Source organism: Klebsiella sp. 141153 (assembly GCF_032601995.1).
Taxonomy (GTDB): Bacteria; Pseudomonadota; Gammaproteobacteria; order Enterobacterales; family Enterobacteriaceae; genus Klebsiella; species Klebsiella aerogenes.
Window position 1 is genome coordinate 133,843 of record NZ_JAQIRJ010000007.1, and the last position, 20,015, is coordinate 153,857.

Sequence of the window (20,015 nt, forward strand, 5' to 3'; positions counted from 1 at the left end):
CATAAAAAAGGACGCCTCTGATGATTAAGTTTAGCGCAACGCTGCTGGCCACGCTGGTGGCGGCCAGCGTCAACGCGGCGACGGTCGACCTGCGGATCATGGAAACCACCGATCTGCACAGCAATATGATGGATTTCGATTACTACAAAGATACCGCGACGGAAAAATTCGGCCTGGTCAGAACCGCCAACCTGATTGAAAAAGCCCGCGCGGAAGCGAAAAACAGCGTGCTGGTGGATAACGGCGATGTTATTCAGGGTAGCCCACTGGGCGACTATATGGCGGCAAAAGGACTCAAAGAGGGGGATGTGCACCCGGTTTATAAGGCGATGAACACCCTGAATTACGCCGTCGGCAACCTGGGCAACCATGAATTCAACTACGGTCTCGACTTCCTGCACAAGGCACTGGCCGGAGCGAAATTCCCCTACGTTAACGCCAACATTATCGATCTCAAAACCGGCAAACCGATGTTTACCCCCTACCTGATTCAGGATACCCAGGTTCAGGATAGCGATGGTCAATCCCATACCCTGCGCATCGGCTATATCGGTTTTGTGCCGCCGCAGATCATGACCTGGGATAAAGCCAACCTCAACGGCAAGGTGAAGGTCAACGACATCACTGAAACCGCGCGTAAGTACGTGCCGGAGATGCGCGCGAAAGGCGCTGATGTGGTGGTCGTGGTTGCGCATTCCGGCCTCTCCGCCGACCCCTATCAGGCGATGGCGGAAAACTCGGTCTACTACCTAAGCCAGGTGCCGGGCGTTGACGCCATTATGTTCGGCCACGCCCACGCGGTGTTCCCCGGTAAAGACTTCGCTACCATTAAAGGCGCGGATATCGCCAAAGGTACGCTAAACGGTATTCCGGCGGTGATGCCGGGAATGTGGGGCGATCATCTCGGGGTGGTCGATTTGGTGCTGAATAACGACAGCGGCAAATGGCAAGTAACGCAGGCCAAAGCCGAAGCGCGGCCTATTTACGACCCGGTGGCGAAAAAGTCGCTGGCGGCGGAAGATAGTAAAATGGTGGCGGTGCTGAAAGCCGATCACGACGCTACTCGCGAATTCGTCAGCAAGCCTATCGGCAAGTCCGCCGACAACATGTACAGCTACCTGGCGCTGGTGCAGGACGACCCAACGGTGCAGGTGGTCAACATGGCGCAAAAGGCCTATGTCGAACACTACATCCAGGGCGATCCGGATCTGGCGAAGCTGCCGGTGCTTTCCGCCGCCGCGCCGTTTAAAGTCGGCGGACGTAAAAACGATCCGGCAAGCTTTGTCGAAGTGGAAAAAGGCCAGCTCACCTTCCGTAACGCCGCCGACCTCTATCTCTACCCGAACACGCTGGTGGTGATGAAGGTAAGCGGTAAAGAGGTCAAGGAGTGGCTCGAATGCTCCGCCGGGCAGTTTAATCAGATTGACACCGCCAGCAGCAAACCACAGTCGCTGATTAACTGGGACGGGTTCCGCACCTATAACTTCGACGTGATTGACGGCGTAAACTATCAGATCGACGTGAGTCAACCGGCGCGCTACGACGGCGAGTGCCAGATGATTCACCCGCAGTCAGAGCGCATCAAAGGCCTGACCTTTAACGGTAAGCCTATCGATCCGCAGGCCACCTTCCTGGTCGCCACCAATAACTATCGCGCCTACGGCGGCAAATTCGCCGGTACCGGCGACAGCCATATCGCTTTTGCCTCCCCGGACGAAAACCGTTCGGTGCTGGCGGCGTGGATTGGCGCGCAGTCGAAGAAAGATGGCGCGATCCATCCGGCGGCGGATAACAACTGGCGTCTGGCGCCGATTCACAGCAAAACGCCGTTGGATATTCGCTTTGAGACCTCGCCAGGCGACAAAGCCGCGGCGTTTATCAAAGAGAAAGCACAGTATCCGATGCGGCAGGTAGCGACCGATGATATCGGCTTCGCTATTTATCAGCTGGATTTGAGTCAGTAATGCCTGTTCCCCGGTGGCGCGGCGCTTACCGGGGCTACAAAGCGGAGCTGGCTGGTAGCCCGGATAAGGCGTAAGCCGCTATCCGGGTATAGCTACCCGGTGGCGCTGCGCTTACCGGGGCTACAAAGCGAAGCTGGCCGGTAGCCCGGATAAGGCGCCAGCCGCTATCCGGGTACAGCTCCCCGGTGACGCTGCGCTTACCGGGGCTACAAAGCGAAGCTGGCTGGTAGCCCGGGATACATTTTCACTCCCCGTGGTTAGCCAGCACCGCGGGGAGATTCAGCTCGATCCAGTCCGCCAGCGCGGCCACCTTCTCGCTCACCTGCAGGCCGAGCGGCGTCAGGCTATATTCAACATGCGGCGGCACCACCGGATATGAAACACGGTCGATAAAGCCATCCTGTTCCAACGCCTGTAAGGACTGCGCCAGCATCTTTTCACTGACGCCGCCCATTTTGCGCCGCAGATCGCTAAAGCGGTGGGTCCCCTCGCGTAGCGCCACCAGAATCAACACGCCCCAGCGGCTGGTCACGTGTTTTAGCACATCACGCGACGGGCACTGTTCAGCAAACAGATTCCCGTTGCGCAGTTTGTCGCTCAGCGTCGGTTCGGCCATTTTATACTTACCTTTTTGTACGTACTTACTAAAAGTTAGTTAAGGTGTTAGCTTACCACAACTGCCAATGAACACGAAGGAGAAGACCTATGATCGCGATTACCGGCGCTACCGGCCAGCTTGGCCAGCACGTACTGCATGATCTGTTAAAAACCGTCCCCGCCAGCCAGATTGTGGCGATTGTCCGCAACCCGGCAAAGGCGCAAGCGCTCAGCCAGCAGGGCGTCGTCGTGCGCCAGGCCGAGTACGGCGATGAAGCCGCGCTTACCGCCGCGCTGCAAGGGGTTGATAAACTGTTATTAATCTCTTCAAGCGAAGTCGGTCAGCGCGCCGTTCAGCACCGTAACGTCATTAACGCCGCCAAAGCCGCTGGGGTGAAATTTATCGCCTATACCAGCCTGCTGCATGCCGATACCTCACCGCTGAGCCTGGCCGGTGAACATATCGAAACCGAACAAATGCTGGCCGATTCCGGTATTCCTTACGCGCTGCTGCGCAACGGCTGGTATACCGAAAACTATTTGGCCAGCGCGCCGCCAGCGCTGGAACACGGCGTGTTTATCGGCGCCGCCGGCGAAGGTAAAATCGCCTCCGCCACCCGTGCCGATTATGCCGCCGCCGCCGCTCACGTTATCGCCGGTGAGGGCCATGCCGGGAAAGTTTACGAACTGGCGGGAGATAACGCCTGGACCCTGAGCGAACTGGCTGCCGAGCTGAGCAAGCAAAGCGGGAAAAATGTGGTTTATCAAAACCTCAGCGAAGCCGATTTCGCCGCCGCGCTGAAAAACGTCGGCCTACCGGCCGGGCTTGCCGATATGCTGGCGGATTCCGATACCGGCGCGTCGAAAGGCGGACTATTTGACGACAGCCGCACCCTGAGCAAACTGATTGGCCGCCCGACCACGTCGCTTGCCGATAGCGTAAAAGGCATCATCTAACCGCTCCCTGTCAGTTTTTGCGGTTGCTTCCCGGCGCTTCATCTCTAATATTGAAGAGATGAATCGTCGGGAGACACGGCATGCAGGGCGTACCACCACAATTTAGCGATGAAAAAGACCACGCGCGCTTTCGCCATCTCGAACAACTCCCCGGCGTTGAGCTCTATCACGCCCATATTTCCCGCTATGCCTTTGAACCGCATACCCACGAAGCCTTCGGCATCGGCGTGATTGAACAAGGCGCCGAACGCTTTCGCTATCGCGGTAGTCAGCACGTCGCCTCAGCCAATTCCATCGTCACCATGAATCCGGATGAGCTCCATACCGGCGAGGCGGAAACCGCCGAAGGCTGGCGCTACCGGATGATTTATCTGGAGCCGGATCGGCTGGAAGCCTTCACCGGCGTTCGCCACTGGTGGTTCAGCGAGGTCGTGCGCCAGGAGCCGCAGCGAGCCCGGCAAATCGGCCAACTGATTTACGGCCTGTGGCACGCTGACGATCCGCTGGCGCAGCAAGGGATGCTGCTCGACCTGGTTGATAGCTTCCGCCCTCTGGCTCACCATGCACCAATGGCGCCGGAAGCGGCGCACCGCTTCGATCGGGTACGCGACTACCTGCACGATAACTATATGCGCGCCGTCAGCCTTGATGAACTGGCGCAGGTGGCGGCGCTCAGCCCCTATCACTTCCAGCGCCAGTTTAAAGCCCATTTTCACGTTACTCCGCACCAGATGCTGATGGCGATTCGCCTGTGGCGCGCCAAGGCGTTTCTGACCCACGGCATGCCCGCCGCCGAAGTGGCCATCGCTGCCGGGTTAACCGACCAATCGCACTTAACCCGCGCCTTCACCCGCCGCTACGGCATTACGCCGGTGCGTTATCAAAAGCAGGTCGCCGGGCGCTAAAGCGCAATCTCATACAATATTCTTTCCCCCACGCCCTTCTACACTTGGCGCAAGCAAACTGAAGATGGATGTCATCATGATTAGCGGCGTGTTGTATGCCCTGCTGGCGGGGTTAATGTGGGGGCTGATTTTCGTCGGCCCGTTGCTGGTGCCGGAATATCCGGCGGTGCTGCAGTCGATGGGGCGCTATCTGGCGCTGGGACTTATCGCCCTGCCGCTGGCGTGGCTCGGCCGCGCGCGTCTACGCCAGCTGAACGGCAAGGACTGGTGGACCGCGCTGGCGCTGACCATGATGGGGAACCTGATCTATTACTTCTGTCTGGCCAGCGCCATTCAGCGCACCGGCGCGCCGGTATCGACGATGATTATCGGCACCCTGCCGGTGGTACTGCCGGTGTGCGCCAACCTGCTTTATAGCCAGCGCGATGGCAAGCTGCCGTGGCGGCGGCTATTTCCGGCGCTAATCTGTATTGCGCTGGGGCTGGTATGCGTCAACGTAGCGGAGCTGCAGCACGGGCTTCCTGATTTCAGCCCGTGGCGCTATGGTTCGGGCATTGTTCTCGCGCTGATCTCCGTCGTCTGCTGGGCGTGGTATGCCCTGCGCAACGCTCGTTGGCTGCGTGAAAACCCGGATAAGCCGCCAATGATGTGGGCTACCGCGCAGGCGTTGGTCACCCTTCCGGTCTCGCTGGTCGGTTATATCGCCGCCTGTGGGTGGCTGCAGAACCAGCATATCGACTTCCCGCTCCCCTTCGGCCCGCGCCCGGCGGTGTTCATCGTCCTGATGCTGGCGATCGCCGTACTCTGTTCGTGGGTCGGCGCACTGTGCTGGAATATTGCCAGCCAGCGCCTGCCGACGGTGATCCTCGGGCCGCTGATCGTCTTCGAGACGCTGGCCGGTCTGCTGTACACCTTCCTGCTCCGCCAGAGCCTGCCGCCGCTGCTGACGCTCAGCGGGATCCTGCTGCTGGTGCTCGGCGTGGTGTCGGCGGTTCGCGCCCGCCCGGAGAAACCGGTCCTGCAGGAAGTGCGCGTTGAGCCAAAAAAATAGCCTGGTATCCCAAAGGGGTATTCCCATCGATATAAGATGCATTTAATATGCATCTTATATTTTTGATGACGAGGTAATTGCTATGGCTTTCCGTGACCAACCTTTGGGCGAGCTGGCGCTGAGCATCCCGCGCGCCTCCGCGCTGTTCCGTCAATACGATATGGATTACTGCTGCGGCGGCAAACAAACCCTGGAGCGCGCGGCGACGCGCAAAGCGCTGGATGTTGCGGTGATTGAAGCCGAGCTGGCGAAACTGGCCGAGCAGCCGGTCGAGCGCGACTGGCGCGCCGCGCCGTTCGCCGACATCATCGACCACATCATCGTTCGCTATCATGATCGCCACCGCGAACAGCTGCCGGAACTGATCCTGCAGGCAACCAAGGTTGAACGCGTCCACGCCGATAAACCGAACGTGCCAAAAGGGCTAACCAAATATCTGACCATGCTGCACCAGGAACTCTCCAGCCACATGATGAAAGAGGAGCAGATCCTGTTCCCGATGATCAAGCAGGGCATGGGCGCTCAGGCCGGTGGTCCTATCAGCGTAATGGAAAGCGAGCATGACGAAGCGGGCGAACTGCTGGAAGTGATCAAGCACATCACCCATAACGTGACGCCGCCGCCGGAAGCCTGTACTACCTGGAAAGCGATGTACAACGGCATTAACGAGATGATTGACGACCTGATGGAGCACATCAGTCTGGAAAATAACGTGCTGTTCCCGCGTGCCCTCGCCGGAAAATCATAAAAAAAGGCGCCCGCAGGCGCCCTCTCGACATTGTCAGTTTATTGGCCACTCCGGGTGGCCTTTTTTATTTCGCCAGACGTTTTTTACCGGCAAACAGCCAGCCCGCGCCAAGCAGAACAAACCACAGCGGGGTGACCATCAGCGCCTCGCGGGTATCATCTTCCAGCGTCAACAGCACCAGTACGAAGACGAAGAAGGCCATGCACACCCAGCACATCACTTTACCCAGCGGCATCTTATAGATGGACTTCTCGTGCAGCTGCGGACGCTTTTTACGATAGACCAGATAAGAGCAGAGGATAATGGTCCAGACGAACATGAACAGAATCGCCGACACCGTGGTGATCATGGTGAACGCGGCAATCACGCTTGGGTTGACCATCAGCATTACCACGCCGCCCAGCAGGCACATGCAGGAGAAGGTTAAGCCCTTCGCCGGCACCGCGCGCTTCGACAGCTTGGCGAACATTTTCGGCGCCTGACCTTCCTGCGCCAGACCGAACAGCATACGGCTGGTGGAGAACACTCCGCTGTTAGCGGAAGAGGCGGCGGAAGTCAGTACCACGAAGTTGATCAGGCTGGCGGCAGCCGGCAGACCAACCAGAACAAACAGTTCAACGAACGGACTCTTGCTCGGCACGACGGAGCTCCACGGCGTCACCGACATAATCACAATCAGCGCGAAGACGTAGAACATAATGATACGCAGCGGGATGGAGTTGATCGCCCGCGGCAGCGATTTTTCCGGGTCCTTGGTTTCCGCCGCGGTGGTACCAACCAGCTCAATACCCACGAAGGCGAATACCGCTATCTGGAAGCCGGCAAAGAAACCGCTGAGGCCTTTCGGGAACCAGCCGCCGTCATTCCACAGATGCGCGAATGAGGCTTCGACGCCGGTTGGCGATTTAAAGTGCATCATCACCATCACCAGGCCGACCACAATCAGCGCCACAATGGCGACGATTTTGATCATCGCGAACCAGAACTCCATTTCGCCAAACATCTTCACGGTTGCGAGGTTCAGGCCCAGCAGCAGCAGGATAACCGCTAACGAAGCGACCCAGTCAGAAAGTCCGGGGAACCAGAACTGCGCGTAGGCGGTGATGGCGACAACGTCCGCCATCCCGGTGACCACCCAGCAGAACCAGTAGGTCCAGCCGGTAAAATACCCCGCCCACGGCCCTAACAGGTCGGAGGCGAAGTCACTGAATGATTTATATTCGAGGTTCGACAGCAGTAATTCGCCCATGGCGCGCATGACGAAGAACAGCATAAAACCGATGATCATATAAACAAAAATAATGGATGGCCCGGCGAGACTGATGGTCTTGCCTGACCCCATAAACAGCCCGGTGCCGATCGCCCCGCCGATAGCAATAAGCTGAATATGCCGGTTAGTGAGATTTCGCCGTAGCGATTGTTCAGTCGTCTCCTGCTCGTCGGCAACGACTTTGACCTGATCTACCATGTGATTTTCTTCCTGTTGTACCTGTCTGTGTTGTTCAGGCTCTGTTGGCCTGTCATTTGTCGCAACCCTGGCAAGAGGGTTTATCGATATTAGGTAAGAATCGGAGGGATGAATACTATGATTTAGATATAATGTTAATTTTATGTTTAAAGTGAGTGTTATATCACCAATGTAACGCGAAACAGCTCACAAAAATACACTCAACAAACTTATATGCAATATAAAATTCCAATAAATTTATAACTTAAGGATTTTGCACTATTTTTATTGGCTTCCTCCCCTCTGCGGGAGAGGAAGCCCCTGGTGCTTAAATAATGTCCAGCAGCTCAACTTCAAAGATAAGAGTGCTGAATGGCGGGATAGAAGCGCCCGCGCCGCGCTCGCCGTAAGCCAGGTTGTGCGGAATGGTCAGTTCCCATTTGGAACCTACCGGCATCAGGGTCAGCGCTTCGATCCAGCCACCGATCACGCCGGTCACCGGGAATTCAGCCGGTTCGCCGCGGGCTACGGAGCTATCGAACACGGTACCGTCGATAAGCTTACCGGTGTAGTGAACGCGTACGCGGTCGGTGCGCGCCGGGATCGGGCCTTCGCCCTGCGTCAGTACGCGGAACTGCAGACCGGATTCAGTGCTGTTCACGCCTTCTTTTTCACGGTTTTCATCGAGGTATTTCTGGCCATCGGCGGCCATCGCCTGGAAGCGCTCGCGACGCACGGCGTCAGCGCGTTCATGGATTTCACGCAGCGCGCGGTGTACGGCTTCAACCGGCACCTGCGGCTGATTGCCTTCCAGCGCATCGGCAATGCCGGCAACCAGCGCTTCCGGCAGCAGCCCCTGCAGGCCGGATTCGCTCAGTTGTTGTCCAACCTGCAAGCCGATACCGTAACTTGCCTGCGCTTCGATAGTGTCAAAAGTCGGGGTTGCCATCTTTGTTCCTTTTTTGGGTGATAAACATCTTGAGAAAAGCGTTCGAAAGCATAACAGCCATAGAGGAATGGGTAAAACTTTGTCGGCGGATGATGACAAATCTCAGCGAAACAGAAACAATAGGCGATATCAGGTTAACCTCTACCTTCAGGACGTTAGCCGTCTATACTCATAAGCAGGATAAAAATATGCGGAGCAGGAGGAAAGCCATGCCCGGGCGCTTTGAACTGACATCTACCCTGGCGAAGATCTGGCACGCCCCGGATCAACTTCGTCTCATGGATCCGCTACCGCCCATGCATCGCCGCGGCATCATCGCCGGCTTCCTGCTGGTGATTATTGGTTTCCTGCTCCCCTCCGGCGATAACAGCACGCCGACCCAGGCAAGCCGTGAAGCCAGTCTCGATTTGCAGTCCCAGTCTCAGCCGCAAGGTTCGGGTAATCAGGCCGTGCCGCTTCCGCCAATCACCAATACGCCGACGGTCAGCGATGCCGATCAGGTTGCGCCAGTGGCGCCTGAAGCTATTCAGGATGAACAGCCTGACCAGCCGCAAACGTCTTCCTCTTCTCAGCCGTATCAACAACCGGCGCAGCAGCAGTCTGCGCCGGGTATTGAACAGCAGTGGCGCACCTACCGGATTGAATCGGGCAAAACGCTGGCGCAACTGTTCCGCGACCACGGTCTGCCAGCCACTGACGTCTACGCCATGGCGCAGGTCGAAGGCGCCGGCAAACCATTAAGCACCTTGCAGAGTGGACAGACGGTGCAAATTCGCCAGAACGCCAACGGCGTCGTCACCGGCCTCACTATTGACACCGGCAACGGCCAGCAGGTGCTGTTCACCCGCCAGTCGAACGGCAGCTTCGTGCGTGCGCGATAAACGCTTCGCTTAGGCCGGGTTGTACGCCCGGCCTAACGCGCCTGGCTTTTGTTCACCCAGCGGATCCCTACACACACCAGGACCAGCGCGATCGCGTACTTCCACTCAAAGATATTCTCGCCAAGAAAGATCGCCGACAGCACCGTCCCGGCCACCGGGATAACAAAGTTAAACGGCGCAATCATACTGACGCGATTGTGCTTGAGCAGCACGCTCCATAGCGCAAAAGCTATCGACGACAGCAAAGTTAAATAGCCAAGGATCATCGCTGCGGTCAGGCTGTGCATCCGTAGTTCCCCGCCGGTCAGATACCCGCCCGCCACCAGCACCAGACCGCCGAAGGCCAGTTGCCAGCCGGTCATCACCGTTGGGTCGACGGTTTGCGAGATGCGTTTGCCGTAGAGCGTCGCCGCCGAGAGAATGAACGCCGCCAGCACGACAAAGCCATCGCCCTGCCAGACAAAATTAAAATCGCCCAATGAGGCGTTGAAGTTCACCAACATCACGCCGACGAAGCCAAGCACGCAGCCGATAGTTTTGTTGTAGCTAAGCCGGTCATTCTGGTAGATAAAATGCGCCAGCAGAACGCTGAAGAACGTCCCGGTGGCATTCATGATCGATCCCTTCACTCCGGTGGTGAACGCCAGGCCGACGTAGAAGAAGGCGTACTGGATAGCGGTCTGCGTTAGCCCCAGCATCGCCAGCTGCCCGCACTGGCGGCCATTGAGCCGGGCGATGGGTTTGCGCTGCGCCAGCGCAAACAGCAGCAACAATAAGCCCGCAAACAGAAAGCGATATCCGGCAAAAACAATTTTTGAGGGAACATCATCGGTGGCGATGTGCAGAAGCTCATAGCCGTTTTTTATCGCGGGATAAGAACTGCCCCACAGCAGACAGCATAGCGTCGCGCAGACATAAGCTACTTTTTTATTGGCAAAAATCGAAGGGGTTGGAGAGGAAGCGTCCATTAACTTTACCGGAAATAAAATCGTGTTTTATTTTATTATCCAGAAAGCGGCGAGAATAGCTACCATACCAGATAAAAATCAGGCAGGCGCTAAAAAGCAAAACGCCGGCACAAGGCCGGCGCATCGACGTGAGTTGAGTAAAAAATTACTCAGCTACAACGTTAACAACCAGTTTAGCGAAGACTTCGCTGTGAACCTGGAAGTCTACTTCGTGCTCACCGGTGGTGCGCAGAACGCCGTTCGGCAGGCGAACTTCGCTCTTCGCAACGGCAACGCCAGCTGCAGAAACAGCGTCAGCGATGTCGCGAGTACCGATGGAACCGAACAGTTTACCTTCGTCGCCAGATTTGGACGCGATGGTAACGGTGCCCAGTGCGTTGATTGCTTCAGCACGTGCGTTAGCAGCGGCCAGAACGTCAGCCAGTTTGGCTTCCAGTTCAGCGCGGCGCGCTTCGAAGAACTCAACGTTTTTCTTGGTAGCTGGAACAGCTTTACCCTGTGGTACCAGGAAGTTACGAGCATAGCCCGCTTTAACGTTTACCTGATCACCCAGGCTACCCAGGTTTGCTACTTTATCAAGCAGAATAACTTGCATTACCTTATCCTCTCAAAGTCGTATTAATGGACCGTGACCGATTACTGATGACGATCAGTGTACGGCAGCAGGGACAGGTAGCGTGCGCGTTTGATAGCGCGAGCCAGCTGACGCTGATATTTTGCACGGGTACCGGTGATACGGCTTGGGACAATCTTACCGCTTTCGGTGATGTAGTTTTTCAGCGTAGCGATATCTTTATAGTCGATCTCTTGAACGCCTTCCGCGGTGAAACGGCAGAACTTGCGACGACGGAAATAACGTGCCATATGGCTAGTCTCCAGAATCTATCAATTCAATCTGCTCGGCATGCAGAACCATTTTACTCAAGCCGTTCTTTGCCTTATGGCAACTAATGAACCCTTGAACGGTGACTGCGCTACCGACCGTTATACTGTGAGTAATGGCCTGGTTCTCGTGTCCGCTAATAATAACGGGCATTTGGCACCACGCCTGCCGGTGAAAACCGGCTTCCTCCTGCACAGAACGATGCTCAAGCACGAACTGGCAATGAGGAATTCCTGACGGGCTGACCTTTCGAAGGGGCATCCTGCACACGGTGCCGGACAACACCAGACGGTTGGTCATCAGGATTACTCTTCAGAATCCCCAGCTTCAGAATCATCTGCGGTTTCGTTAGCGAAATCTTCACGACGCTCACGGCGCTCGTCTTTCGCTTTAACCATCGGAGATGCTTCGGTAACAGCGTGCTTAGTACGCATTACCATGCTGCGGATAACGGCGTCGTTGAAGCGGAAGTTAGTTTCCAGCTCATCGATCGCTTCCTGCGGCGCTTCAACGTTCAGCAGAACGTAGTGAGCTTTGTGCAGTTTGTTGATCGGATAAGCCAGCTGACGGCGGCCCCAGTCTTCCAGACGGTGGATCGTACCTTCTGCTGCAGTGATTGCACCAGTGTAACGTTCGATCATGCCCGGAACCTGTTCGCTCTGGTCAGGATGGACCATAAAAACGATTTCGTAATGACGCATCGAATTGCTCCTTACGGATTATTCAGCCTCCTGTCTGGGTCAGCCGCGGCCCATGGAGGCAAGGAACGTGTTAAAGGGCGGCTGAAAAATTGACGCGTCATTCTAATTGCGCCCCCCCAGGAACACAAGCGCATTTGCACAAATAATTCGCACTAAGCGCCAAGCTGGGCTAAGTGGGTGATTTAAAATTAACCAATAAGGAACGCGGCATTTTTTTGAACAACTGCATCAGAAAAGGTCGCTATCAGGCGGCACGCCAGCGATTACAATTTAATCAATAGCCAGACACCAGCAAGAGGAGTCCAGCGTTTTACCCGTACTGTCAGTAAGGAGCGTTCTATGAAAAGCATTATCATCGCCGTAATGGCTGCGCTACTCCTTAGCGCCAACGCGCTGGCAGCCATCAAAATCGATGGGCGTCAGGCTCGCAACATGGACGATGTGCAGAGTCTGGGCGTAATTTATATCAATCATAATATGGCTAGCGAACAAGAGGCCGAACAGGCCCTGAACCAGGAAAGCGATGCCCTGGGAGCGAAGTACTTCCAGCCAATCCTGATTCACGAACCGCAGAGCAATGGCCTTATTCATGCCAGCGCCGCTATTTACCGCTAGCCCAGGTCGATGCTTCGCCTCTCCTCACGAGGGGCGAAGCGAATAACCGATGTAAACGCAATTGAGAATTATTTTCCCAACTGACTTACCAGCGTCATCGCAACCTGATTTAATCATCAATTCACCGTTTGATAATCAGGAGTGATTGATGGTCCCGCGTTTCGCGACCTTAGGTCGTATCCCGAAAGGAGTTTGGGTGCTCGGCGGCGTCAGCCTGCTAATGGATGTCTCGTCAGAGATGATCCACAGCCTGCTCCCGTTGTTTATGGCCACTACGCTCGGCGCCAGCGTCATTATTATCGGTCTTATCGAAGGGCTGGCCGAAGCCACCGCCTTAATTCTCAAAGTCTTCTCCGGCGTCATTAGCGACTACGTGGGCAAACGCAAAGGGCTGGCGCTGCTTGGCTACGGGCTGGGGGCGCTGAGTAAACCGCTGTTTGCCCTCGCGCCGAGCGCCGGGGTGGTATTTAGCGCCCGCATGATCGACCGCGTCGGAAAAGGTATCCGCGGAGCGCCGCGCGATGCGCTGGTCGCCGACGTAACGCCGCCGGAGATCCGTGGCGCGGCCTACGGGCTACGCCAGGCGCTGGATACCGTCGGCGCCTTCCTCGGCCCGCTGCTGGCGGTGCTGCTGATGTTTATGTGGCATAACGATTTTCACGCTATCTTCTGGGTGGCGGTCATTCCCGCCGTACTATCCATTGCTCTACTGGGCTTTGGCCTGCAGGAGCCGAAATCCGCCATCGCGCACAAACGTAGCAATCCGCTGAAGCGCGAAAATCTGAAAAAGCTCTCCGCCGCCTACTGGTGGGTGGTCGCGATTGGCAGCATTTTCACCCTCGCCCGCTTCAGCGAAGCCTTTTTGGTACTGCGCGCCCAGCAGATGGAGATCCCGCTGTTTACTATTCCGCTGGTGATGGTCGCGATGAACCTGGTCTACAGCCTCACGGCTTACCCGTTCGGTAAGCTCTCTGACAGCATGAGCCACAGCAAACTGCTGCAATGGGGGCTGCTGGTGCTGATCCTCGCCGATATCGTGCTGGCGCTCAGCGGCCACTGGAGCACGCTGCTGATCGGCGTCGCGCTGTGGGGGATTCATATGGGGATGACGCAGGGGCTACTGGCGGCGATGGTTGCGCATACCGCGCCGCCGGAACTACGCGGTACGGCATTCGGCATGTTTAACCTGATGAGCGGCCTGGCGCTGCTGCTGGCCAGTACCGGCGCAGGAGTACTGTGGGAAACCTTCGGCGCTGCCTCGACGTTTTACGCCGGCGCGATGATTTGCGTGGTCACGCTCATCGGCATGCGCTGTATGCCATCGGCCTATCGTCAGGGTTAAAAACGGCTCCGGGGCCAGACCAGTTGCTTCACCCTGAGGTGAAAGCCCCGGAGCGCGTAGCTTACTTCTGCCCGTAGTAGGCGTCAGGCCCGTGTTTACGCAGAAAATGTTTCTCCATTAGCCAACTGTCGATGGGCTGTAGCTGCGGATTAATGCCGCGGGCGATCCACGCCATTCGCGCCACTTCTTCCATCACCACCGCATTGTGCACCGCCTCATGGGCATCTTTCCCCCAGGAGAACGGCCCATGCTGATAGACCACAATCCCTGGCGTATGTAACGGGTTGGCCTCGCCCAGCGTTTCGATAATCACCTTTCCGGTGTTCAGCTCATAGGCCTCTTCCACCTCCTGTGCGCTGAGCGCCCGGGTACAGGGGATATCGCCGAAGAAGTAGTCCGCGTGGGTGGTGCCGAGCGCCGGGATTGCCAGCCCCGCCTGCGCCCAGGCGGTAGCGTGCGTCGAGTGGGTATGCACCACCCCGCCGAGGCCGGAATAGCGACGATAGAGCGCAAGATGGGTCGCGGTATCGGAAGAGGGACGCCAGCGCCCTTCCACCACGTTGCCCTGCAAATCGACCACCACCATATCATCGACGGTCATTGACTCGTAGGCTACGCCGCTGGGCTTGATCACCACCAGCCCACGCTGCCGGTCGATTGCGCTGACGTTGCCCCAGGTAAAGGTCACCAGCCCGTAGCGCGGCAGATCCATATTAGCTGCAAATACCTGCTGTTTAAGTTGCTGCATTATGCCGCCTCCGTCAGGCCCGCGCGCGCCATCCGCGCTTTCACCCAGTCGCGAGCCTTTGCGACTTCCGCCGCCGGGTCATCGGTGGTTTCACTCCACATCTCAATCAGATACGGGCCGCAGTAGCCCGTCTGCTTGAGCGTTTCGAAGCAACGTTCAAAATCGACGACGCCTTCACCGAACGGTACGTTTTTAAAGACGCCGGGCTTCGTATCTTTGACGTGCACCGCCACGATATGCCCCATACCGGCCTGCAGCTCCATCTGTACGTCGTTATCCCACGCCGACAAATTGCCAATGTCCGGATAAAGCTGAAACCATGGATTATTCAGGTAGTGGGCATAACCCAGCGCCTTGCTGATCGAGTTCATCAGCGGATAGTCCATGATCTCCATCGCCAGCGTCACCTGGGCCCGGCTGGCCATCTCGACGCTCTCTTTCAGGCCCTCGCGAAAACGGCGGCGCGTTTCATCGTTCGCCTGCTGATAATAAACGTCGTAGCCCGCCAGCTGGATCACCCGAATCCCCACATCCTGCGCCAGCTGGATGGCTTTACGCATAATTTCCAGCCCCTGATTACGCACCGCGTCATCTTCGCTGCCGAGCGGAAAACGACGATGGGCGCTGAGGCACATCGATGGCACCCGGACGCCGGTTTCGGCTACCGCCTTGACCAGCGCCAGGCGCTGCTCCTGGCTCCAGTCCAGCCGCGCAAGGCGGGCATCGGTTTCATCAAGCGACATTTCAACAAAATCAAAACCCAGCGTTTTCGCCAGCTGTAACCGCTCCAGCCAGCACTCCCCGGCGGGGAGCGCTTTTTCATAGATACCAAGCGGAATGTGTTTCGACAACATAGCCGCTCCTTATCCCCACAGCTGGGCGATAGAGCGTTTAAACTGGCGAGCCGCTTCCACCGGCGAGGCGGCATCGCGGATGCTGCGACCGGCAATAAAGACGTGAATAGGAATACCGGCGAACAGCGGCAGGTCTTCCAGCGCCAATCCGCCGGTCACGGTGACTTTGAAGCCCATATCGGAAAGACGCTTAATCGCACTGATATCCGCCTCGCTCCACGCCACGCCCGCGGCCTGCGCGTCGCGGCTGCGGTGATAGACCACCTGCTGAATGCCCGCATCGCGCCACGCCTGCGCCTGCTCCCAGGTCCAGAAGCCGGTCAGCTCAATTTGCACGTCGCCGTTGAACTCTTTGGCGACATCCAGCGCACCCTTGGCGGTGTTGATATCGGCGCAGCAGATCACGGTCACCCAGTCGGCGTTAGCTTCAAAGCACATCCGCGACAGGATTTTTCCGGCATCGGCGATTTTGGCATCCGCCAGTACGATTTTATGCGGGTACAGCGCTTTCAGATCGCGCACCGCGCGCACCCCTTCGCCGACGCAGAGAATCGTGCCCACTTCAATGATATCCACCTCTTCGGCGATCAGGCGGGTGGTCTCATAGGCGTGAGACAGGGTTTGGTTATCCAGCGCAACCTGCAACATTGGTAACTGAGACATCGTATCAACTCCCTCTTAAACAGCCGCCGCAGTGGCGTTTTCAATTAAATCCAGCACTTCCTGCTCGGTGCGGCAGGCGCGTAAACGGTCGAAATTGGCTTCATCATCAAACAGGTTAACGATCTGCATGATGCCCACCTCCTGGTGGGTGGTGGCGTCAACTGCCGCCATGGTGATCAGAATGTCGACCGGGTCGTTATCTTCGTGATTGAAAATCAGCGGTTTTTTGAGGGTTACCAGCGCAAAGCCGGTTTTCTTAACGCCCTCTTCCGGACGCCCATGAGGCATCGCCAGGCCCGGCGCGATAACAAAATAGGGACCATGCTGCGCGACGCCATCGAGGATCGCCTGGTAGTAACGCGGTTCCACTACGTCGGCGGCCACCAGCAGATCGACGCCGATTTTCACCGCCTCCTGCCAGCTTTCCGCCTCCGCCTGCAGGCGTATGGAGTGGTTCTGCGCCAGAGAATCATGAAGTTTCATGGCGGCTCCTTATTTCACATCCTGCGGGAAGTGGGCTTTGATCACTTCAAGCAGTTTTGGGCCGAAATCCGCAGGGGACAGCATATTGCGCACGCCAACCACGTATTTATTGCCAGTGACGGTGATTTCGCCGGCGATGTGGGTCGAGGCAATAATGATATCCGCGCCGTTTAGCTCGCTTTTATACTCACCTACCGCGCAGCTGTTCACCGTGTGGTCGATGTTTGATTGCGTCAGGAACTGGTCCACCTTCATTTTCATGATCATGGAACTACCTTGCCCGTTGCCACACACAGCCAGAATACGTACGGTCATAATCAGAACTCCTTATTGAGCAGAGGCTTCTGCCAGTTGTTTTTCCGCGTCTTCCTCGGCGCGCAGCGCGCGGCCGGCGAAGAACATATAAGCCAGTGAAATCAGAATAATGACGGCCATAAACGCCAGCCCTATCGAGGCGAAACCCTGCATCATCGGCGGCGCCAGGATTGACCAATCCGCCATGCCCATCCAGGCGCTCATTCCGGTCAACTTCACCGCCCACACGCAGCCGAAGATTTCAATCATGCCCATCACCAGACAGATCTTGAGCGCCGCGCGCCAGCCGCCGAAGTGATTAGCAAAGACGCCAATCGTCGCGTTAGAGAAGAACATTGGGATAAAGCCCGGGATGATCAGAATGGAGGAGCCAACGCCGACGAGAATACCAACGGCAATCAGTTGGCCGATGGTGCCCCACATAAAGCCCCAGACCACGGCATTCGGCGCGAAGCTATAGATAGCGGCGCAGTCGATCGCCAGCACGGCGCCGGGGATCAGGCGCTGTGAGATACCGTTGAAGGCTTCGGACAGCTCGGCGACGAACATACGCACGCCCTGGGTAATGATGAAAATGGCCACGGCGAAGGAGAAACCGGTCTGCAGGATATAGACCGTCCAGTGGGTTTTGCCCGCCATCGCCTGTACAACATCGATGCCAAAGGAGAGCAGAATGGCGCCAAAGAAAATGGTCATCACAATCGCGGTAGAGACGATGTTGTCGTGGAAAATATTGAGCCAGCCCGGCAGCTTGAGGTCTTCGACGCTCTCCTCTTTTTTCCCCAGATACGGCGCCACTTTATAGGCAATCCACGAGGCAAACTGCTGTTGGTGACCGATAGAGAAGCCGCAGCCGTCGGTAACCAGTTGAGTCGGCTTAAACATCATGTTGGAGGTGATACCCCAGTACAGGGAGACCAGCACCGCGGTGCAGATAATGGTCGTCCACATGGAGTAGCCGAAGATGAAGAAAGAGACCGCAATCAGCCCCGCCTGCTGAAACATGATATGGCCAGTCAGCATGATAGTGCGGATGCCGGTAATGCGGCGCAGCAGGACGTAACAGATATTTAGCGCCAGGGCCAACAGCACCGCATACCCCACCCAGCTATAGGCCTCGCCCATCCGGTCGATGGTCGCCATCATTGAGGCGTAGGTATCGGAAATCGCGCCATTGATGCCATAAACCTCTGACATTTTCGCCACCACCGGCTTAAAGGTGCTGGTAAGAATGCCGGAGCCAGCTTGTAACAGCATGAAACCAATGATGGTTTTGATCGTGCCTTTGATAATCACGCTGACGCTTTTACGCAACAAGATATAGCCAAGGCAGGTCACGATACCCAGCAGCAGCGGGGCATTAGTCATTACCTGATTAAAGAAGACGGTAAAGATGTTGTAGAGGATCTCCATAACACACTCCAGAAGAGGAAGGCTTTGAACGCGCATGACGCTCAGCAGTTGTCGTCGCCCTCACTCTAATAATCAAAAACAATCACAACAAGATTGAATTTGATTAAATGTGACGCATCACGCAAATAATCATATTTTTTGTGCGTGTATTTTCCATTACGTCACGACATAACCAAACAAACCACTAATATCAACAATATACATACATGCCTGATATTAAATTCAGGGTTTATCAGCGCGTTAGCGCAACGCTCTCACCGCTTTTTCTTGAAAATAGCCGATTGCATTCCTGAAAAAACAGTGCCAGTATCAATCAAAACAAATCACCAATTGATTACTTTTGAAATAAAAGAGGAAGAGATCGATGAGTAAAGTGCAAACCATCACCCGTGAATCCTGGATTTTGAGCACTTTCCCGGAATGGGGTAGCTGGCTGAATGAAGAGATCGAACAAGAGCAGGTTGCGCCGGGCACCTTTGCCATGTGGTGGCTGGGATGCACCGGCATTTGGCTAAAATCGGAAGGCGGCGCTAATATTTGCGTCGATTTTTGGTGCGGTACCGGTAAGCAGAGCCACGGTAATCCGCTGATGAAAACCGGCCACCAGATGCAGCGCATGGCCGGGGTGAAAAAACTACAGCCGAACCTGCGCACTACGCCATTCGTGCTCGATCCTTTCGCCATCCGCCAAATTGACGCCGTGCTGGCGACGCACGATCACAACGATCATATCGACGTTAACGTCGCCGCCGCGGTGATGCAAAACTGCGCCGCCGATGTGCCGTTTATTGGACCAAAAACCTGCGTTGATCTGTGGATTGGCTGGGGCGTGCCGGCAGAACGCTGCATCGTCATGAAGCCGGGCGATGTGGTGAAGATCAAAGACATTGAGATCCACGCGCTCGACGCATTCGATCGTACTGCGCTCATTACCCTGCCAGCCGATCAAAAAGCCGCCGGCGTGCTGCCGGACGGAATGGACCAGCGCGCGGTCAACTATCTGTTCAAAACGCCGGGCGGCAACCTGTACCACAGCGGCGACTCACACTATTCCAACTACTATGCGAAGCACGGTAACGAGCATCAGATTGACGTCGCCCTCGGTTCCTATGGGGAAAACCCGCGCGGTATCACCGACAAAATGACCAGCGCCGATATCCTGCGCATGGCGGAATCGCTAAATGCCAAAGTGGTCATTCCGTTCCACCATGATATCTGGTCCAACTTCCAGGCCGACCCACAGGAGATCCGCGTACTGTGGGAGATGAAAAAGGATCGTCTGAAATACGGCTTCAAGCCGTTTATCTGGCAGGTCGGCGGTAAATTTACCTGGCCGCTGGATAAAGACAATTTCGAATACCACTACCCACGCGGATTCGATGACTGCTTTACCATTGAGCCAGACCTGCCGTTCAAATCCTTTTTGTAATCCTATTCCGGCGGGCGCGCCCGCCGGAATTCCCTTTCCACATTAGTATTTAGCGTTAATTTCAAATATCATCTTTGCTTGTCACTTTTAATCGGATTCGCT

Annotated in this window: 23 protein-coding genes; 9 read left to right on the forward strand and 14 right to left on the reverse strand. The window is 56.3% G+C overall.

All coding sequences use genetic code 11. The features are described from left to right. Positions 1-20: 20 nt before the first annotated feature. Entirely contained in the window at positions 21-1,964 is a 1,944-nt protein-coding gene (cpdB, locus tag PGS10_RS15415) for a 2',3'-cyclic-nucleotide 2'-phosphodiesterase (protein ID WP_047078403.1), read from the forward strand. A gap of 244 nt (positions 1,965-2,208) precedes the next feature. Here the strand turns inward: cpdB and PGS10_RS15420 are convergent, their stop codons facing one another. After that, a complete protein-coding gene (locus PGS10_RS15420; protein WP_015704186.1) occupies positions 2,209-2,580 on the reverse strand; it encodes a winged helix-turn-helix transcriptional regulator in 372 nt (123 codons plus the stop codon). 89 nt (positions 2,581-2,669) lie between these two features. On the opposite strand from PGS10_RS15420, the gene PGS10_RS15425 reads away from it, so the two are divergent. The 4 genes from PGS10_RS15425 (at position 2,670) to ytfE (ending at position 6,222) form a co-directional block, all read left to right on the forward strand. Next, the gene (locus tag PGS10_RS15425; RefSeq protein ID WP_047078402.1) at positions 2,670-3,518 is read left to right on the forward strand and encodes an SDR family oxidoreductase; all 849 of its coding nucleotides are present in this window, start codon (positions 2,670-2,672) and stop codon (positions 3,516-3,518) included. Positions 3,519-3,598: 80 nt separating this feature from the next. Next, the gene (locus PGS10_RS15430; protein WP_047078401.1) at positions 3,599-4,423 is read left to right on the forward strand and encodes an AraC family transcriptional regulator; all 825 of its coding nucleotides are present in this window, start codon (positions 3,599-3,601) and stop codon (positions 4,421-4,423) included. A 76-nt stretch (positions 4,424-4,499) separates the two neighbouring features. Continuing rightward, complete coding sequence (locus tag PGS10_RS15435; protein ID WP_047078418.1) at positions 4,500-5,474, forward strand: DMT family transporter; 975 nt, start codon at positions 4,500-4,502, stop codon at positions 5,472-5,474. 82 nt (positions 5,475-5,556) lie between these two features. Next, positions 5,557-6,222: an iron-sulfur cluster repair protein YtfE gene (gene ytfE / locus PGS10_RS15440; protein WP_047078400.1), complete on the forward strand. Its 666-nt coding sequence runs from the start codon at positions 5,557-5,559 to the stop codon at positions 6,220-6,222. Positions 6,223-6,286: 64 nt separating this feature from the next. Here the strand turns inward: ytfE and cycA are convergent, their stop codons facing one another. Together cycA and fklB are read right to left on the reverse strand one after the other, a co-directional pair. Continuing rightward, complete coding sequence (gene cycA / locus PGS10_RS15445) at positions 6,287-7,690, reverse strand: D-serine/D-alanine/glycine transporter (RefSeq protein ID WP_015368603.1); 1,404 nt, start codon at positions 7,688-7,690, stop codon at positions 6,287-6,289. 307 nt (positions 7,691-7,997) lie between these two features. Further along, positions 7,998-8,618, reverse strand: coding sequence for an FKBP-type peptidyl-prolyl cis-trans isomerase (gene fklB, locus PGS10_RS15450; protein ID WP_002886687.1), 621 nt, complete (start codon positions 8,616-8,618; stop codon positions 7,998-8,000). 209 nt (positions 8,619-8,827) lie between these two features. Between fklB and PGS10_RS15455 the strand changes: the two genes are divergently transcribed. Next, the gene (locus tag PGS10_RS15455) at positions 8,828-9,499 is read left to right on the forward strand and encodes a LysM-like peptidoglycan-binding domain-containing protein (RefSeq protein WP_047046269.1); all 672 of its coding nucleotides are present in this window, start codon (positions 8,828-8,830) and stop codon (positions 9,497-9,499) included. A 32-nt stretch (positions 9,500-9,531) separates the two neighbouring features. Here PGS10_RS15455 and PGS10_RS15460 read toward each other — a convergent pair whose 3' ends face one another. From PGS10_RS15460 to rpsF, 5 genes are all read right to left on the reverse strand, one after another. Beyond that, entirely contained in the window at positions 9,532-10,467 is a 936-nt protein-coding gene (locus tag PGS10_RS15460) for a DMT family transporter (protein WP_047046271.1), read from the reverse strand. Between the two features lie 145 nt (positions 10,468-10,612). Next, positions 10,613-11,062 carry a 50S ribosomal protein L9 gene (rplI, locus tag PGS10_RS15465; RefSeq protein WP_015368607.1) on the reverse strand — a complete coding sequence of 150 codons (450 nt, stop codon included), beginning with the start codon at positions 11,060-11,062 and terminating at the stop codon, positions 10,613-10,615. 41 nt (positions 11,063-11,103) lie between these two features. Continuing rightward, on the reverse strand, positions 11,104-11,331 hold the full coding sequence (gene rpsR / locus PGS10_RS15470) for a 30S ribosomal protein S18 (RefSeq protein ID WP_000135199.1): 228 nt from the start codon (positions 11,329-11,331) through the stop codon (positions 11,104-11,106). Positions 11,332-11,335: 4 nt separating this feature from the next. Next, the gene (gene priB / locus PGS10_RS15475; protein ID WP_015704181.1) at positions 11,336-11,650 is read right to left on the reverse strand and encodes a primosomal replication protein N; all 315 of its coding nucleotides are present in this window, start codon (positions 11,648-11,650) and stop codon (positions 11,336-11,338) included. A 5-nt stretch (positions 11,651-11,655) separates the two neighbouring features. Continuing rightward, positions 11,656-12,051 (reverse strand): 30S ribosomal protein S6, encoded by a 396-nt coding sequence (gene rpsF / locus PGS10_RS15480; RefSeq protein WP_004098001.1) that lies wholly within the window; start codon positions 12,049-12,051, stop codon positions 11,656-11,658. 339 nt (positions 12,052-12,390) lie between these two features. Between rpsF and PGS10_RS15485 the strand changes: the two genes are divergently transcribed. Then, positions 12,391-12,666 carry a DUF1471 domain-containing protein gene (locus PGS10_RS15485; RefSeq protein ID WP_045396896.1) on the forward strand — a complete coding sequence of 92 codons (276 nt, stop codon included), beginning with the start codon at positions 12,391-12,393 and terminating at the stop codon, positions 12,664-12,666. 148 nt (positions 12,667-12,814) lie between these two features. Further along, positions 12,815-14,008 carry an MFS transporter gene (locus tag PGS10_RS15490; RefSeq protein ID WP_063415148.1) on the forward strand — a complete coding sequence of 398 codons (1,194 nt, stop codon included), beginning with the start codon at positions 12,815-12,817 and terminating at the stop codon, positions 14,006-14,008. Between the two features lie 61 nt (positions 14,009-14,069). Here PGS10_RS15490 and PGS10_RS15495 read toward each other — a convergent pair whose 3' ends face one another. Genes PGS10_RS15495 through ulaA form a run of 6 tightly spaced genes read right to left on the reverse strand, consistent with a single transcriptional unit; the run spans position 14,070 to position 18,484 of the window. After that, on the reverse strand, positions 14,070-14,756 hold the full coding sequence (locus tag PGS10_RS15495) for an L-ribulose-5-phosphate 4-epimerase (RefSeq protein WP_015704178.1): 687 nt from the start codon (positions 14,754-14,756) through the stop codon (positions 14,070-14,072). Beyond that, positions 14,756-15,610: an L-ribulose-5-phosphate 3-epimerase gene (locus PGS10_RS15500; RefSeq protein ID WP_045396890.1), complete on the reverse strand. Its 855-nt coding sequence runs from the start codon at positions 15,608-15,610 to the stop codon at positions 14,756-14,758. Before PGS10_RS15500 ends, PGS10_RS15495 begins: the two co-directional genes overlap by 1 nt. Before the next feature lie 9 nt (positions 15,611-15,619). Next, on the reverse strand, positions 15,620-16,273 hold the full coding sequence (ulaD, locus tag PGS10_RS15505) for a 3-keto-L-gulonate-6-phosphate decarboxylase UlaD (protein WP_015368613.1): 654 nt from the start codon (positions 16,271-16,273) through the stop codon (positions 15,620-15,622). A 15-nt stretch (positions 16,274-16,288) separates the two neighbouring features. After that, a complete protein-coding gene (gene ulaC / locus PGS10_RS15510; RefSeq protein WP_015368614.1) occupies positions 16,289-16,756 on the reverse strand; it encodes a PTS ascorbate transporter subunit IIA in 468 nt (155 codons plus the stop codon). 9 nt (positions 16,757-16,765) lie between these two features. Then, positions 16,766-17,071 (reverse strand): PTS ascorbate transporter subunit IIB, encoded by a 306-nt coding sequence (gene ulaB, locus PGS10_RS15515; protein WP_001577590.1) that lies wholly within the window; start codon positions 17,069-17,071, stop codon positions 16,766-16,768. Positions 17,072-17,083: 12 nt separating this feature from the next. Continuing rightward, on the reverse strand, positions 17,084-18,484 hold the full coding sequence (gene ulaA, locus PGS10_RS15520; RefSeq protein WP_015368616.1) for a PTS ascorbate transporter subunit IIC: 1,401 nt from the start codon (positions 18,482-18,484) through the stop codon (positions 17,084-17,086). Between the two features lie 364 nt (positions 18,485-18,848). Between ulaA and ulaG the strand changes: the two genes are divergently transcribed. Continuing rightward, a complete protein-coding gene (ulaG, locus tag PGS10_RS15525) occupies positions 18,849-19,913 on the forward strand; it encodes an L-ascorbate 6-phosphate lactonase (RefSeq protein ID WP_045396887.1) in 1,065 nt (354 codons plus the stop codon). Positions 19,914-20,015 lie beyond the last annotated feature (102 nt).